This window comes from Pseudomonas cistanchae (assembly GCF_054483635.1).
This window is the reverse complement of record NZ_JBTLWN010000003.1, coordinates 1-14,465: the sequence shown is the minus strand read 5'-3', so window position 1 is coordinate 14,465 and position 14,465 is coordinate 1. Positions and strand designations below refer to the sequence as shown.

Below are 14,465 nucleotides of genomic sequence, written 5' to 3'. Positions count from 1 at the left end.
GCACGGCAGGCCTTGCGGTTATGTTTATCAACTGAATGCGGAGTATCCGAACATGCCAAAGATGAAAACTAAGAGTGGTGCAGCCAAGCGTTTTCTCAAAACCGCTAATGGCTTCAAGCACAAGCACGCTTTCAAGAGCCACATCCTGACCAAGATGTCCACTAAGCGTAAGCGTCAACTGCGCGGTAGCACCATGGTGCATCCGTCCGACGTAGCAAAAGTGGCGCGCATGCTGCGCGTTCGATAATCCGGTCAAGATAGAGGAAATTATTCATGGCTCGTGTAAAGCGCGGCGTTATCGCTCGCAAGCGTCACAAAAAGATTCTGAAACTCGCTAAAGGCTACTACGGTGCGCGTTCGCGCGTATTCCGCGTTGCCAAGCAGGCAGTGATTAAGGCAGGCCAGTACGCCTACCGCGACCGCCGTCAAAGGAAGCGTCAGTTCCGCGCCCTGTGGATCGCTCGTATCAATGCTGGTGCTCGTGTTAATGGTCTGTCCTACAGCCGTTTCATTGCTGGCCTGAAAAAAGCGTCCATCGAGATCGACCGTAAGGTATTGGCTGATCTGGCAGTGAACGAAAAAGCGGCGTTTGCTGCGATTGTCGAGAAAGCGAAAGCCATTCTGGCTTAAGTCCCCGACAATCACCGGGCTCGCCCGGTGTTGAACGTCACCAATAGGGGAAGAGCCTTCAAGCTCTTCCCCTATTTCGTATCTGGAGTCTGTAAATGGAAAATCTGGATGTGCTGGTCTCGCAAGCGCTTGAGGCCGTTAGCCACACCGACGATGTGAGTGCCCTGGAGCAGTTGCGGGTTCACTATCTGGGCAAGAAAGGCGAATTGACTCAGGTGATGAAGACCCTGGGCAATCTGTCGGCGGAAGAGCGTCCGCAAGCCGGTGCCCTGATCAATGCCGCCAAGGACAAGGTTCAGGAAGCCCTGAACAGCCGCAAGGTGACTCTTGAAGGGGCTGCATTGAGTGCCAAGCTGGCGGCGGAGCGCATCGATGTGACCCTACCTGGGCGCGGCCAGACTTCTGGCGGCCTGCATCCGGTTACCCGGACTCTGGAGCGCGTTGAGCAGTTTTTCACCCGGATCGGCTACGGCATCGCCGAAGGACCCGAAGTGGAAAACGACTACCACAACTTCGAAGCGCTCAATATCCCTGGCCACCATCCGGCCCGGGCGATGCATGACACCTTTTACTTCAATGCCAACATGTTGCTGCGCACCCACACCTCGCCGGTACAGGTGCGCACCATGGAATCCCAGCAGCCGCCGATCCGCATCGTTTGCCCGGGGCGTGTGTACCGCTGCGATTCCGATATCACCCACTCGCCGATGTTCCACCAGGTCGAAGGCCTGCTGGTCGACGAGAACGTCAGCTTTGCCGACCTCAAGGGCACCATTGAGGAGTTCCTGCGGGTGTTCTTCGAGAAGCCACTGGGTGTGCGCTTCCGTCCATCCTTCTTTCCCTTCACCGAGCCTTCGGCCGAAGTCGATATGCAGTGCGTGATGTGCAGCGGTAAAGGTTGCCGTGTGTGCAAGCAGACTGGCTGGTTGGAAGTGATGGGCTGCGGCATGGTCCATCCGAACGTACTACGCATGTCCGGTATTGACCCCGAGAAATATTCCGGTTTTGCCTTTGGTATGGGTGTCGAGCGTTTGGCCATGCTGCGCTACGGGGTCAATGACTTACGTCTGTTCTTCGATAACGACCTGCGATTCCTGGCGCAATTTCGCTAGAGCCGCACGACCGTAACCGATCAGTTTAGGAGAGCAGGAATGAAATTCAGTGAAAAGTGGCTGCGTGGCTGGGTAAACCCAGCGGTCTCCCGCGACGAATTGGTCGCGCGCCTTTCGATGGCAGGCCTTGAGGTCGACAGCGTCACCCCGGCCGCCGGAGTTTTCAGTGGGGTTGTAGTCGGGGAGGTGCTGAGCACCGAGCAACACCCCGATGCCGACAAGTTGCGCGTGTGTCAGGTCAGCAATGGTGCTGAGACTTTCCAGGTGGTGTGCGGCGCGCCGAATGTGCGCCCCGGCCTGAGGATCCCATTTGCCATGATCGGAGCCGAGCTGCCAGGCGATTTCAAGATCAAGAAAGCCAAGCTGCGTGGTGTCGAGTCAAACGGCATGCTGTGTTCGGCCGCTGAGTTGCAGATCAACGACGACAGTGATGGGCTTATGGAGCTGCCGTCGGACGCCCCAGTTGGTCAGGACATAAGGGAATACCTCGATCTGGACGATGCCAGCATTGAGGTCGATTTAACACCGAATCGCGGCGATTGCCTGTCTTTGGCAGGTTTGGCCCGTGAAGTCGGCGCCCTTTACGCGGCGCCGGTGAAGCGTCCGGTCATCGCCTCCGTCATGCCGACTCATGATGATCGGCTGCCTGTCGAAGTGCTGGCTGGGCAGGCCTGTCCCCGTTATCTCGGCAGGGTAGTACGTAACGTCGATCTGTCCAGACCTACGCCGTTGTGGATGGTTGAGCGCCTTCGTCGCGCCGATATCCGCAGCATTGATGCCGTTGTGGATATCACCAATTACGTGATGCTTGAACTCGGTCAGCCGATGCACGCATTCGATTTCGCTGAAATCAGCGGCGGAATTCGCGTGCGCATGGCCGAGGAGGGCGAGAAGCTCGTTCTTCTGGATGGCCAGGAAGTCAGTCTGCGCGCCGATACACTGCTTATCGCAGACCACCAGCGTGCGTTGGCTATCGCTGGCGTCATGGGGGGTGAACGCAGTGGCGTAAATGAGAAAACTCGCGACCTGTTTCTCGAGAGTGCCTTCTTCGACACCATAGCGATTGCCGGTAAGGCCCGCTCCTATGGCTTGCATACCGACGCATCGCATCGTTTTGAGCGGGGTGTCGATTGGCAATTGGCGCGCCAGGCGATGGAGCGTGCATCAGGCTTGCTGCTCGATATCGTTGGTGGCGAGGCAGGTCCGATTATCGAGGTGGTTAACCAAGATACGTTGCCGAGCATTGCTCCCATCTCATTGCGCGCCGAGCGTATTGAGCAGGTGCTCGGGTTGAAAATGGATGGCGCAGAAATTGAACGCTTGCTGATCGCTCTCGGCCTGGGTGTTAAGGCAGCTGGCGACGGCCAGTGGCAGGTTGAGGTGCCAAGTCATCGCTTCGATATAAGCCTGGAGGTCGATTTAATCGAAGAGCTGGCGCGGCTATACGGCTACAACCGTTTACCTGTTCGTTATCCTCAGGCGCGTCTGGCTCCTCAGGCGAAAGCCGAGGCAGCGGTGGAGCTGCCTGCATTGCGACGCCTGCTGGTAGCGCGTGGTTACCAGGAAGCCATTACCTACAGTTTTATCGATCCCAAGCTGTTCGAGCTTTTCAGTCCGGGCGTTGATCCGTTGCTATTGGCCAATCCGATTTCGGCCGAAATGGCTGCCATGCGCTCTTCGCTATGGCCAGGGTTAGTAGGTGCTTTAGAGCACAACCTCAATCGGCAGCAGTCCCGCGTTCGCCTGTTCGAAAGCGGTTTGCGCTTTGTTGGTCAGCTGGATGGGTTGAAGCAGGAAGCGATGCTGGCTGGAGTGGTGTGTGGTAACCGGCTGCCGGAAAGCTGGGCCCACGGTCGAGATGATGTTGATTTCTATGATGTAAAGGCCGATGTCGAGGCCCTATTGGCCAGTGCCGGGGCATTGGGTAGTTTCTGTTTCATGGCGGGTGAACACGCTGCATTGCACCCTGGGCAGACCGCACGAATTGAGCGTGAGGGGCAGTTGGTCGGATTCCTTGGCGCTCTTCATCCAGAGCTGGCTAAGACGCTGGGCTTGGACCGAGCTGTCTATCTGTTCGAATTGCAGCTAAGTGAGATTACCCAGGGTCAGATGCCCAAGTTCACTGAGCTTTCGCGCTTCCCCGAAGTGCGTCGTGATTTGGCATTACTGGTTGATCGTGAGGTGGCAGCTGAAGCTTTGCTCGACAACATCCGAGAGACGGCAGGGGAGTGGCTCACTGACCTCAGGCTATTTGACGTGTATCACGGTAAAGGTATTGATCCGCATAGAAAAAGCCTGGCCGTTGGCTTGACCTGGCAGCATCCATCGCGCACTCTTAATGACGATGAGGTGAGCACCACAACACAAAATATTCTCACCTCCCTGGAACAAAGGTTCAACGCCACGTTAAGGAAGTAGCGTATGGGGGCTCTGACGAAAGCTGAAATGGCGGAACGTCTGTATGAAGAGCTGGGCCTGAATAAACGGGAAGCCAAGGAATTGGTGGAACTGTTCTTCGAGGAGATCCGCCAAGCGCTGGAGCTCAACGAACAGGTCAAGCTCTCGGGGTTCGGCAACTTTGATTTACGCGATAAGCGTCAGCGCCCCGGTCGCAATCCAAAAACAGGAGAGGAAATTCCGATTACGGCTCGCCGTGTGGTGACTTTCCGTCCAGGCCAAAAACTAAAAGCCAGGGTTGAGGCATATGCTGGAACCAAGTCATAACGACGAGTTGCCGACGATACCCGGTAAGCGTTACTTCACGATCGGTGAGGTAAGCGAGCTATGTGCTGTCAAGCCCCACGTATTGCGCTACTGGGAGCAGGAATTTCCTCAGCTAAACCCGGTAAAACGCCGCGGAAATCGTCGTTACTATCAGCGCCAAGATGTGTTGATGATTCGCCAGATTCGTGCATTGCTCTACGATCAGGGTTTCACGATCGGGGGGGCAAGGCAGCGACTATCCGGCGATGAAGCCAAAGATGACACCACTCAATACAAGCAACTCATTAGGCAGATGATCACGGAACTCGAGGATGTTTTGTTGGTGCTTCGAAAGTAGAGCACCTCAAAAAAGTTTCCATATTTCATAAGCTTAATGTATAGTTCGCGACGTTTTCGGTGTTCCGAAACAGATTCAGCTCAGTCGGGGCGTAGCGCAGTCCGGTAGCGCACTAGCATGGGGTGCTAGGGGTCGAGTGTTCGAATCACTCCGTCCCGACCAAATTCAAAAACGGCTCAAGCATTAGACGGCTTGGGCCGTTTTCGTTTGTGCTTTTTGCACAAAAACTGATCAACATTTCTTATCAGCGAAATCCTACTCTGCTAAGCGAGTGAACAGAGTAGGACGTGGGCAGTGCGGCACTTTAAAGTTCGTATTATTTGACATCATTAGATTGGGATTGATGGCTGCCAAGGACGTTAAGCTGCGCGAAAGCTCCACACGATTTCGACTACCCTAATGGAGAAAATAAGGTAGGCGACAAACAGGGCAATCTGAAAAAGTACGTGATAGCGCAGTTTTGCCAAGTTATGCAGACCGTCGCTGATATTCAGGAGTAGCAGCATTGCCGACAAGACGATCATCCCCCATCCAGTTAACTTCATGGCAAATAGGCCCAGCAAAATTTGATGGTTGCCCTGAACTGCATTTGTACCAGCGGCAAAGAGCAGGGCGCAGACCAGGAGGTTTTTGATGTTGTCAAATACCTTGCTGTTCAAATCATTCTCAAGCAGCGCCCGATACTTACTCCATAGTGTGCGCATTCAGCCTCCTCAAATTGACTCATTGGCTCTAGAGTAATGGGAGTTTGCGTTATCGCAAACGAGGAGTAAGAGGTGGCTTGGAAAAGCTGTACAGAGAGCTTTTTTCGCCAGGGCTATTGAATGAAGACATCAACGCTAGCAGCCAAGTCCCTGAACGCTAGCTGAGTTGTTACTGATGATGGCTTACCTACTACCCTCCTGCGCGGCTCCCAATACTAAAACCTTCACTACGGGTTGACCTGTGGCTGTATTAATTAAATCAGCCGTTCCGCATTCTGGCCGCAATAACTATTGCAGCGGAAGCTACGTCGACATCACGGTGAGTGGGTAAAACGTTATATTTCTAAGCTGACCGACTCTTCAGGCCAGAACCAAGCGAAACTTTCTAAGTGCGCGCTTAAAGTCCAGCTGCACTCTTAGCGTTCACATCCCTGAGCTGGCAAGTTTTGCAGGGCGCGCTGAAGCAGTTCTTCAGTACGTCGGCTGCTGAGGATGCTGGTGTGGTTTTCATTCAATAGGTAGAGCTGGTCGGCTTCGTCTTGGGCGGCGCTGCGTAGTTCGCTGGAGAGCGGTACCACGCCGTCATTGGGCTCTGGCAACAACCGATTATTACCCGCGTAGCTAACCAGCAACCATTGGTGGATGTGGGCCGGAAGCGGGCTGGTGAATAGCTGCTGCAAGTAGGCGCTGCCTGGCGCCATATCCTTCCATACTGGTACTTCCAGCGGCACATTCTGCAGGCCAGAGGTGGCAGAAGGGTGGCCGTCCCACGGCGTCGAGAGGGTAATAAAGAGGCAGAGTGCCTGGCCTTCATCCGCGCTCAACATCTGCAGCGCGCGGCGTGCAACCAGGCCGCCCATGCTGTGCGCCATCACATGCATGCGCTCCGGTGCATAACGGCGCTGAACATCACGGAGGCTGACACTAAGCATGTAGGCGCTGTTGTTCAACGGTAGGCCGCTGGGGTAATGAAACAGTACCAGTTGAAAGCGTTCGGTATCGATACCTTCTGCCAAGGCTTGCCAATCCTGCGGTGATGCATTGATGCCATGCACCAGAAAGATCGGTTCCTTGCTTTTGTCCCACGGCTTGAGCAGGTAAAGGCCGTAGCCTACTTCACGCAAAAAGGTCAGCGGCTGCCAGGCCCCAAGCTGAATGTTTTCCAAGTTGAAGCGCGGATCGGAAAAGGTCACTGGTTGTAGGTAGTTGCGTCGAATGCGCGGCTGCTCATGGCGCAGCACCTCCAGACTCAAGTCGATTGCTGGCGCCGGTGCCAGATCGTTGGAGGCCAATTGAATGCTATTGGCCAAACTCAAATCGGCTCGAGCAGCGTCATCGGGTTGCACCTGCAGTGCAGCGCCTTGCGCGTTTGGCAACCACTGGCGGGGCTCTTCCTGGTCAAGAGCAAAGTTGCCGTTGCGGTCATCGAAGGCAAGCAGTTGATAGGCGCCTTGTGCCTCAGTGAAATAAAACGCCTCGCCTGGCGCGGCAATGCGATAGGTGACGAGCTTTTCCCGCGTATCAAGTAGCGCCACCAGCGCGCTGCGGCCGGATTCATTGCTGTGCAATCGGCCGGCAATCAGCACCAGATCCTGACGGGCCTGCTGCATTTCGTTGTGCACGTCAAACAGGCTGCAGCCGCTTGTAGCGCTCAGTATGAGGGCCAGCAACCCAGGTACTGTGCTCGAAGGAAAACTGCTCATCGGCGCGCCTCATCCTTGGACATTGAATATCTGAACCCTAGGTGTGAACTGTTTGCTCGGATGTCTTTGGCCTTGGCCACAGCAAGGCAGCCAGGGCGATGCTGTAAACAATGGCGAACAGCACATAAGCAATTCGGGTAGTGAAAAGTTCGGGGGTACTGGTGGGCAATGGCGATACACCGAGCCCGAAGAGAATCAGGAAGGTAATAAGTCCACCGCCAAAAACCTTGCCTGCAGTGTTGCCCATGGCGGCTTTGCCAGCAAACAGCAGGCTTGCAAAGAGTAATATCAGTGCCACCAGCCATAACGTTGGGCGCAGTTCGAACAGGGTAAATGCGAGGGACGCCGCCACTCCGCCGAGCAGGTTGACCATCACCAAACCAAGCGCCGCACGGCTGCCCATACCTGGCCCCAGTTGGCTAAGCAGCGAAGCTACCGTGACCGGGATTACCATCGCTGTCGCCAGTCTAGGGTCGCTTAAACACAGCGCTACTATAGCCAGCAGAATCGCTGCGCTGGCCATGGCTTGGCGAGTTACCTGATCCAGCTCGTACGCGGGTGGTCTCACATCCTCAGGGTTGTCACCGGCGAAATCGGGCAATAACGCATGCGCACTCCAGGCCAGCAGCAATCCTCCACTGACAGCCTTGGCGAGTAGCAGAACGATGGACTCGCCCAGGTCGCTTTGGACAATGTCGAGCATTGGCACCGCGATAGCGATCACCAGCATCAGCGCCGGCCCGGCGCCTCCCTGTTGCCGGCCTTGCGCGGTGAAACAGGCAAAATAAAACAACCATAGCAGGGGCAGTAATACCCAAGGCCGCTCGCCCAGCAAGCCGGTGAAAAATACCAACAGCGCGCCAGTCAGAATAATCACCAGCATCGTCACCAGTCCCTGGCGCAATGGCAGTGGGCGGCGGCTAGCCAGCAGAAACTGGGTTGCGAACAAAGGGGCTAGAAACGGAAGAGGGCTGCCAAATGTCAGGCCTAGGCAAAAGCCTGCAGTTACTGCGAGGGCAACGCGCAGACCCTGGCGTTTGGCACGTCGCAGCTCCTGTAGAGCCTGGCCGTCAATTGACATAGTTCAGCCATGCCCCCAGGCGCGCGCTAAATGCTCCCAACCAGTTAGTGACAGGGTTGTCATCGGTATAAATCACCACCGTTACCTGTGACCCATAACGCGGTCCCACCGGATGGGGCTCTTCCACAATCAGGCGTACCGGAAAGCGCTGCGGATCACGCACCCAGCCGCTCTGGTTACGTACCGAGGGCAGTGCGGAGTTGCTGTTGCCTTCCTGCGCGACGCCCCAGCCGACGCTCTGCACTCGACCTTTAAACACGCGCCCCGGCAACAGATCGAATACCAGTTCCGCAGGATTGTCGGCGTGCACGTGTTCCAGGCTGTTTTCCTTGAATGCGGCAGATACCCACACGGTACCGCTGTCAATAAAGGTCAGCGCTGGTTGACCTGCACTGACTACCTGACCGACGGCGAGCTGAAGATTAGTGACCACCCCATCTGACGGCGCGATAACTTCGGTCCGCACCAGGTCAAGACGTGCTTTCTCCAGCGCTGCCAGTGCCTGTTTGAATTGAGGGTTGTCGTTGCCTTTGGGTCCAAGCTGTTGACGGGCGCGTTGCAAGTCCGCCTGGGCTTTGCTCACGGCGGCCTCGGCGGAGTCTAGCGAAGCTTTGGCTTCGTCCTGGCGCGCGCGGGCGTAGACGCCTCGTTGGACTAGCTGATTAATACGTCTGGCCTGCTCTCGCACGTTATCGCGTTGGGCACGGGCTGAAACCAGCTGAGCCTGGGCAGCATCCACTGAGGCCGTGTTGGCGCCTAACGCCTGCCCGGTTTCCTCGAGCCGCGCTTCAGCCTCGCTGACGGCAAGTTTGTAAGGCTGTGGGTCGATGCGAAACAGCACTTGGCCAGTCTTCACCCGAGCGTTGTCAAGTACCGCTATTTCGGTCACTCGGCCACCTACCTCGGCAGCCATTTGCACCACATAGGCTTGCACCACGGCTTGCGAAGTCGATGGCGTACGCCGCTCCATGACGATGGACACCGCAAACGACAGGACGATCAGTAATGCCACGCCGAGCGCAATGCGCCTTAGTGGGTTGGCCGGCGCAGGTTTTTCAGAAGGCGGTTCAGGGCTAAGGCCGGGTTCAGGGGAAGCGGATGGGTCTTGTGGTTCGTGCATATCGGCACCTGCGTGGCATGCGATTCATGGCAAACGGCACTACAGCGGTTTCTCAGACGGGCTAAGGGCGGTCAGACCGGATCGGTGGTAGTGACCCGCGCGGTACGAATAAACAGCGCGCGTAGTTTTTCCCAGAAATTGCCGCCCAGCACGAAGAAGCTGCCAATCAACAGCACATCGCCGAGGAGTTGCAGTGCCCAGCTATTGGGACGCAAGCCGGGTGCCAGGGCGTCAATATAGGGTTCAAGAAAGGAGGACAGCAGCGGTAGGCAGAACATCACCAAACCGATGCGATGACGTGTAACGCTTACCTCCAGTTCGGCCCTGGGCGAAAGGTTCAATACGTAGCCGAACAGGTGCTGTTTGAGCTCTTGGAACCCCGCCTTGCCCATTACCGCGATGACCAACAGCAGCAGCACCTTATTGACGATGAAGAGTGCGCCCGTAATAGCCGCTATGGTGGAGCCGGGCACATCCGCCGCTGCCGCGATCGGCACCAGCAACCACAAGGTGGGCATCAAGCAAAGAATGGCGATACCTAGTTTGAAGCGCCATTTCGCGGACTTTGGTGCGTTAGAGAGCTGTGCCGTCATGATCTATTACCTTCCTTTGTAAATATCGTTTTTTAGTGGCCAGGGTCTTGCCTTGCCGTCGAGCTGCTTAAGGGCTCGCTGGGCAGCTGTCCGCGTTATCGCTAGCGGCCTCGGTAATGTCAGCGGCCAGTTGTTTCACGTTGTTTTGATGGGCGATGACGATGTCATCGATGTTCGCGCCGGCTGGCGTTTTCAGAATACTGCGGCAGGTGAGCAGGGCATCATCGCCTGCGCCAAGGTCTCGCAGGCGCCATTTGACGTCGATCAGTGCGTATTGGCCTGGGAGCGAATCAAAGCGCTGTACATCCAGGCGCACTGACATTTTGCGCCCAGGGCTGCTATTCAGCAGTCGATCCGCTAATGCGCTACGCAACTCATCTACCAGGCTTGCCCCCCACCACTGAGTTTCCAGAATTGCCAGGCTGCTGTTGCTTTGCCGAATGACGATCTGCTGCCGATCCACTTGAGGCGGCACGCTGATGAGCTCGATCTGCACCTCGGCACTGGCAGACGAGCGGGCACCGCCAGGTTCGACCGGGGTCAGCGTGTGGAACTGAACCGGGTCACTGCGGCACGCGCCGAGTAGCAGCGCGGTAGCCAGCATAAGTTTGTGCGCAAAGGGCATAAATGGTGCTCCCGTATTCATTTGTCCGGTGCCTGTAAGGGGGCGGCGTTGTCTGGCCTGCCACGAATCAACGACTCTGGGTGCCGTCCCAGGTAGTCCGACAGCTCCCGCAGGGAGCGTGACATGCGCCCAAGCTCTTCCAGCGTTTGCGTCAGCTGTTCCCGTTGCGGTGAGTCCTCGGCAAGAGTCGAACTGGCGGACTGCAGGGTTTTGCTCACATCGGTCAAGGTTGTCTGAACGCCAGGGAGGGTCTTGGCATTGAATTGCCCCAGCACTTTGCGCAGTTCGACCAGGTTGCTGTCCAGGTTCCCGGCAATTCGGTCCACGGGCAGTTTGCTGATCTTGTCAACCATGGCCTGCAGTTGCTCTTGCAGCTGCTCGAAGCTGCCGGGAATAGTGGGAATGCTCACGGGGCGAGCAGTGGGGTCGAATACGACTTTTGGTGCTTTCGGGTAGAAGTCGAGGGAGATGTACAGCTGGCCGGTCAGCAGATTGCCGGTGCGAGCCTGAGCACGCAGGCCGTTTTCAATAAAGCTGCCCATGAGCCGAACGCCCGCGGCTTCATCATTTGGGTCATGATTCAAGGTTTTGAGCATTTTTGTGTGGGCTGCGCCAAGGCGCTGCGGGTAAATCAAGATACCCACGTCCACCGGAAAGCTGCGCTCTTTGGGATCGAAATCCAGATTGACTGCTACCACCTTGCCAATTTCTACCCCCAGGAATTCGACAGGCGCATCGACCCTTAACCCTCGCAACGCCTGGTCAAAGCGCAGGCTCAGGTACTGCGCCTTGCCGTTGGGTGGGGCGAGGGCGGTCTGCTGATCGTCAAATAACTCGAACGATTTTTTCTCGGCAGCGGGCTGATCACCAGGGCTGTAGTCAGGCGCGCGAAAAGCGATGCCCCCCACCAGAATGGACGATAAGGACTCGGTCTTTACCGCAAACCCGTTGGCCCCCACATCTATGTCGATGCCACTGGCATTCCAGAACCGGGTGTTCTCGGTGACATACGCATCATTAGGCGCGTGCACAAACACTTCGATATTGACGCCTTTACCCTCAGCATCCAGCGCGTACGCGACAACCTGTCCGACCGGGATTCTGCGAAAGTAGATGGGCGAGCCGATGTCCAGCGAGCCTAAATCCTTGCTGCGCAAGGTAAAGCGCTTACCCGGTTCGCCATAGGTAATAGGCGGTGGATTCTCCAGCCCCGTAAATCGTTTGACGCGGGTGCTGGCCTGACCGATATCGGCACCGATGTAGTCACCAGAGAGCAGGGTGTCGATGCCCGAGACTCCCCCCGCGCCGATTCGCGGGCGTACAACCCAGAACTGTGAGTCTTCACGGGTAAAGCTTTCAGCCTCCTTGGCCAGTTTGATGGTGGCATCGACGCTCTTCTGATCCTGACTCAGTGCAACGTCGGATACATGTCCGATCACCACATTGCGGTATTTGACTTCGGTCTTGTTGGCGGTTAACCCGCTGCCGGTTTTGAAGGTCACGGTAATGGTCGGACCTTCCTGCATCACGCTGTGCACGACCAATGAAATACCCACCAATACCGCCACTATAGGCACGATCCAGACCAGTGAAACGCTGAATCGACGGGTCTTTATAACGGCGTGACCGGGAGCTGGCGCTCCTTCAGTGGCGTGCGGCTGCATCCATGTGCTCCTCGTTTATTGGCTTATCCCAGATCAGGCGTGGATCGAAACTCATCGCCGAAAGCATCGTAAACACTACTACCAAGCCAAAAAACAGGATCCCTGATCGCGGCTCGATATCGGCCAGGGCGTGGAACTTCACCAAAGCGGCCACCAGGGCCACCACGATGACGTCGAGCATCGACCAGTAACCGATGAGTTCGACTAAACGGTACAGTTTGGAGCGTTCCCTGCGGGCCCACAGACTCCCGCGTTGGGCGGTAACCAGCAATAGCGCTAATGCGACGAACTTGACGCCTGGCACCGCGATGCTGGCAATGAAGATGATCAGCGCGATGTCCCATGCACCGTGCTGCCAGAACTCCAGCACGCCGCTCATGATGGTGCTGTCTGCGCCGCTACCGAGCATGCTGGTATTCATCACCGGCAGTAAGTTGGCCGGAATGTAAAGCACCAGCGCCGCCAGCAGGAATGCCCAGGTGCGGGTCAGTGAATTGATTTTTCGGGCGTGCAAGGAAGCGCCGCAGCGCTCGCACTCTGAAGGTTGGTGGGCGATATCGCAGGTCTTGCCACAGCCATGACAAAGGCAAAGGTTGAGATCGCGGGCAACGGGGGGCGTATTCATAGAATGTCCCATAGCTCGCGAACATCGCGCCCGGCGATGCGAATCAGCAACAGGCTAAGCGCGGCCAGGGCAAACAAGCCGACGCCGGGCAATACATCTAGCATGCCGGCCAGTTTGAACACTGCTACCAGGGCGCCTAACAGACATACCTCAAGCATGCTCCAGGGCCTGAGCGACTCGAGCCAACGCATGCACAACCTAAAGCCCGGGGCGCGACATTGGAAAAGAGCGAAGCCGAGCACCCAGACCAGCAGCACCAGTTGAATGATCGGCGCAATGATCATGGAAATAGCAGCCACCAGTGCGATGAAGGTAATTGGTCCGAGGCTGAGTGCTAAGACCGAATCCCACAAGGTGGCGCTGCTCTTCAAACCCTGCAGGCTGATACTCATAACCGGGTAGAAATTGGCGAATATCCACAGCACAGCTGCAGTAATCGTTAACGCCAGTCGCTGCTCGATCGACAAGCCGTTAAAGCGCTGAAGCACGCCACCGCAGCGTGAGCAAAGCGATGTTTGATGCTTGGCGAGGATAATTTTTATGAACACGCAGTCGCAGTGTTCACAGATGATCAAGTCGTCGCGATTCGCCATGGATCTCACTCGTCAGCGATTTAAGCAACTGGGCGCAGTGACTTCTTCCATTGGAGGAAGGACGCGCGCTTCTAATACGATGGAACGATTTGGTCGCTTGATCAGGAAGAGTCGAGCGAGAAAGTGTTTGATGGACAATAGGTCGCTAGCGCTTTGGCTGCCGCATAACCCATGAACACTTTTCTGAGTAACGTGCTGGAGCGTATCACGACAATTTTCAAATCGCTCTAGTCGTTGCGATGTGAAATGCGACCAAGCTCTTATAGATAGAGGTATGCGTGTAGTCCCTTGCGTAGGCTCTCCAAGTGCATCTATTCCTTGACGAGGATGTGGTTAGCTAGCCCCCCTGGCTGGACTTGGCTGAGCGCTTGTAAAATTGCACCTATATAGAAGGTAGTAGAAGCCTCGATCTGTTTGCATGGAAGATGTTTTGGGGAGGCTGGCGGCTTATCCGACTTGGCTCGGTTCGGGCTGCTTAGCAGTCAAGCACTCTATGTGCCATGCCGTCAGCTGTGCTTGCGCAGTCACGCTAAAAAAGCATAACAATCGGTTGACCTTCGTTTGGTAGTCCCTATAATGCGCAGCTCTTCAGGCGTATGCGGCTCCTTAAACTTCTTATAAAACAAGAGGTTAGATTTAAAAGAGGGGTTGCAAAGCAGGGAAAGTTGCGTAGAATGCGCCGGGCTAACAGGGTGGTGGTTTGATCCTGTTAGTGCTTCGGTCGAGGTGATCGGAAGCGGTGAAAGAGGCGGTTGACAGTGGTTTGAAACGCTGTAGAATTCGCCTCCCGCTGACGAGGAGCTGAGAAGTGATCGAAGGCGCAAGCGGTTGAGTAGAAAGGTTTTCTTCGGAAAAGAACTTCGAAAAACAGCTTGACGGAAGATGAGGCTGCTGTAGAATGCGCGCCTCGGTTGAGACGAAAGGATCAACCACCCGCTCTTTAACAACTGAATC

15 protein-coding genes, 1 tRNA gene and 1 pseudogene are annotated in these 14,465 nt (G+C 56.0%); 7 read left to right on the top strand and 10 right to left on the bottom strand.

What is annotated here, in order from left to right:
- Positions 1-52: 52 nt before the first annotated feature.
- The 7 genes from rpmI (at position 53) to ACX0MV_RS10000 (ending at position 4,965) form a co-directional block, all read left to right on the top strand.
- Positions 53-247: a 50S ribosomal protein L35 gene (gene rpmI, locus ACX0MV_RS10030; RefSeq protein ID WP_079202156.1), complete on the top strand. Its 195-nt coding sequence runs from the start codon at positions 53-55 to the stop codon at positions 245-247.
- 26 nt (positions 248-273) lie between these two features.
- Positions 274-630, top strand: a complete 357-nt coding sequence (rplT, locus tag ACX0MV_RS10025; protein ID WP_090446917.1) for a 50S ribosomal protein L20 — start codon at positions 274-276, stop codon at positions 628-630.
- A gap of 95 nt (positions 631-725) precedes the next feature.
- Positions 726-1,742, top strand: a complete 1,017-nt coding sequence (gene pheS, locus ACX0MV_RS10020) for a phenylalanine--tRNA ligase subunit alpha (RefSeq protein ID WP_458982367.1) — start codon at positions 726-728, stop codon at positions 1,740-1,742.
- A gap of 39 nt (positions 1,743-1,781) precedes the next feature.
- Entirely contained in the window at positions 1,782-4,160 is a 2,379-nt protein-coding gene (gene pheT, locus ACX0MV_RS10015) for a phenylalanine--tRNA ligase subunit beta (RefSeq protein WP_458982366.1), read from the top strand.
- A gap of 3 nt (positions 4,161-4,163) precedes the next feature.
- Positions 4,164-4,466: an integration host factor subunit alpha gene (gene ihfA / locus ACX0MV_RS10010; RefSeq protein ID WP_003243414.1), complete on the top strand. Its 303-nt coding sequence runs from the start codon at positions 4,164-4,166 to the stop codon at positions 4,464-4,466.
- Positions 4,447-4,803 carry a MerR family transcriptional regulator gene (locus ACX0MV_RS10005; RefSeq protein ID WP_458982365.1) on the top strand — a complete coding sequence of 119 codons (357 nt, stop codon included), beginning with the start codon at positions 4,447-4,449 and terminating at the stop codon, positions 4,801-4,803. Before ihfA ends, ACX0MV_RS10005 begins: the two co-directional genes overlap by 20 nt.
- A gap of 85 nt (positions 4,804-4,888) precedes the next feature.
- A tRNA-Pro gene (locus ACX0MV_RS10000) sits at positions 4,889-4,965 on the top strand.
- A gap of 197 nt (positions 4,966-5,162) precedes the next feature.
- On the opposite strand, the gene ACX0MV_RS09995 is transcribed toward ACX0MV_RS10000, so the two are convergent.
- The 10 genes and pseudogenes from ACX0MV_RS09995 to ACX0MV_RS09950 form a co-directional block, all read right to left on the bottom strand.
- The gene (locus tag ACX0MV_RS09995) at positions 5,163-5,507 is read right to left on the bottom strand and encodes a hypothetical protein (protein ID WP_458982364.1); all 345 of its coding nucleotides are present in this window, start codon (positions 5,505-5,507) and stop codon (positions 5,163-5,165) included.
- Between the two features lie 416 nt (positions 5,508-5,923).
- The gene (locus ACX0MV_RS09990; RefSeq protein ID WP_458982363.1) at positions 5,924-7,210 is read right to left on the bottom strand and encodes a lipase family alpha/beta hydrolase; all 1,287 of its coding nucleotides are present in this window, start codon (positions 7,208-7,210) and stop codon (positions 5,924-5,926) included.
- Positions 7,211-7,247: 37 nt separating this feature from the next.
- Positions 7,248-8,291, bottom strand: a complete 1,044-nt coding sequence (locus ACX0MV_RS09985; RefSeq protein ID WP_458982362.1) for a DUF2955 domain-containing protein — start codon at positions 8,289-8,291, stop codon at positions 7,248-7,250.
- Positions 8,281-9,411: an HlyD family secretion protein gene (locus ACX0MV_RS09980; protein ID WP_458982361.1), complete on the bottom strand. Its 1,131-nt coding sequence runs from the start codon at positions 9,409-9,411 to the stop codon at positions 8,281-8,283. The genes ACX0MV_RS09985 and ACX0MV_RS09980 overlap by 11 nt, the downstream gene beginning before the upstream one ends.
- Before the next feature lie 71 nt (positions 9,412-9,482).
- Entirely contained in the window at positions 9,483-10,004 is a 522-nt protein-coding gene (locus ACX0MV_RS09975; RefSeq protein ID WP_458982360.1) for a transporter suffix domain-containing protein, read from the bottom strand.
- A gap of 67 nt (positions 10,005-10,071) precedes the next feature.
- Positions 10,072-10,629, bottom strand: a complete 558-nt coding sequence (locus ACX0MV_RS09970; protein WP_458982359.1) for a PqiC family protein — start codon at positions 10,627-10,629, stop codon at positions 10,072-10,074.
- 17 nt (positions 10,630-10,646) lie between these two features.
- Positions 10,647-12,293 carry a PqiB family protein gene (locus tag ACX0MV_RS09965; RefSeq protein ID WP_458982358.1) on the bottom strand — a complete coding sequence of 549 codons (1,647 nt, stop codon included), beginning with the start codon at positions 12,291-12,293 and terminating at the stop codon, positions 10,647-10,649.
- Positions 12,274-12,918: a paraquat-inducible protein A gene (locus ACX0MV_RS09960; RefSeq protein ID WP_458982357.1), complete on the bottom strand. Its 645-nt coding sequence runs from the start codon at positions 12,916-12,918 to the stop codon at positions 12,274-12,276. The genes ACX0MV_RS09965 and ACX0MV_RS09960 overlap by 20 nt, the downstream gene beginning before the upstream one ends.
- Positions 12,915-13,511: a paraquat-inducible protein A gene (locus tag ACX0MV_RS09955; protein ID WP_458982356.1), complete on the bottom strand. Its 597-nt coding sequence runs from the start codon at positions 13,509-13,511 to the stop codon at positions 12,915-12,917. Before ACX0MV_RS09955 ends, ACX0MV_RS09960 begins: the two co-directional genes overlap by 4 nt.
- 684 nt (positions 13,512-14,195) lie before the next feature.
- Positions 14,196-14,465 (bottom strand): annotated as a pseudogene (locus ACX0MV_RS09950) (hypothetical protein); the annotation flags it as partial.

Coding starts and splice junctions, on each gene's coding strand:
- ACX0MV_RS10005 (WP_458982365.1), top strand. CDS start 4,447: ATGCTGGAACCAAGTCATAACGACGAGTTGCCGACGATACCCGGTAAG.
- rpmI (WP_079202156.1), top strand. CDS start 53: ATGCCAAAGATGAAAACTAAGAGTGGTGCAGCCAAGCGTTTTCTCAAA.
- ACX0MV_RS09995 (WP_458982364.1), bottom strand. CDS start 5,507: ATGCGCACACTATGGAGTAAGTATCGGGCGCTGCTTGAGAATGATTTG.
- ACX0MV_RS09980 (WP_458982361.1), bottom strand. CDS start 9,411: ATGCACGAACCACAAGACCCATCCGCTTCCCCTGAACCCGGCCTTAGC.
- ACX0MV_RS09985 (WP_458982362.1), bottom strand. CDS start 8,291: ATGTCAATTGACGGCCAGGCTCTACAGGAGCTGCGACGTGCCAAACGC.
- ACX0MV_RS09990 (WP_458982363.1), bottom strand. CDS start 7,210: ATGAGCAGTTTTCCTTCGAGCACAGTACCTGGGTTGCTGGCCCTCATA.
- ACX0MV_RS09955 (WP_458982356.1), bottom strand. CDS start 13,511: ATGGCGAATCGCGACGACTTGATCATCTGTGAACACTGCGACTGCGTG.
- ihfA (WP_003243414.1), top strand. CDS start 4,164: ATGGGGGCTCTGACGAAAGCTGAAATGGCGGAACGTCTGTATGAAGAG.
- ACX0MV_RS09960 (WP_458982357.1), bottom strand. CDS start 12,918: ATGAATACGCCCCCCGTTGCCCGCGATCTCAACCTTTGCCTTTGTCAT.
- rplT (WP_090446917.1), top strand. CDS start 274: ATGGCTCGTGTAAAGCGCGGCGTTATCGCTCGCAAGCGTCACAAAAAG.
- pheS (WP_458982367.1), top strand. CDS start 726: ATGGAAAATCTGGATGTGCTGGTCTCGCAAGCGCTTGAGGCCGTTAGC.
- ACX0MV_RS09975 (WP_458982360.1), bottom strand. CDS start 10,004: ATGACGGCACAGCTCTCTAACGCACCAAAGTCCGCGAAATGGCGCTTC.
- pheT (WP_458982366.1), top strand. CDS start 1,782: ATGAAATTCAGTGAAAAGTGGCTGCGTGGCTGGGTAAACCCAGCGGTC.
- ACX0MV_RS09965 (WP_458982358.1), bottom strand. CDS start 12,293: ATGCAGCCGCACGCCACTGAAGGAGCGCCAGCTCCCGGTCACGCCGTT.
- ACX0MV_RS09970 (WP_458982359.1), bottom strand. CDS start 10,629: ATGCCCTTTGCGCACAAACTTATGCTGGCTACCGCGCTGCTACTCGGC.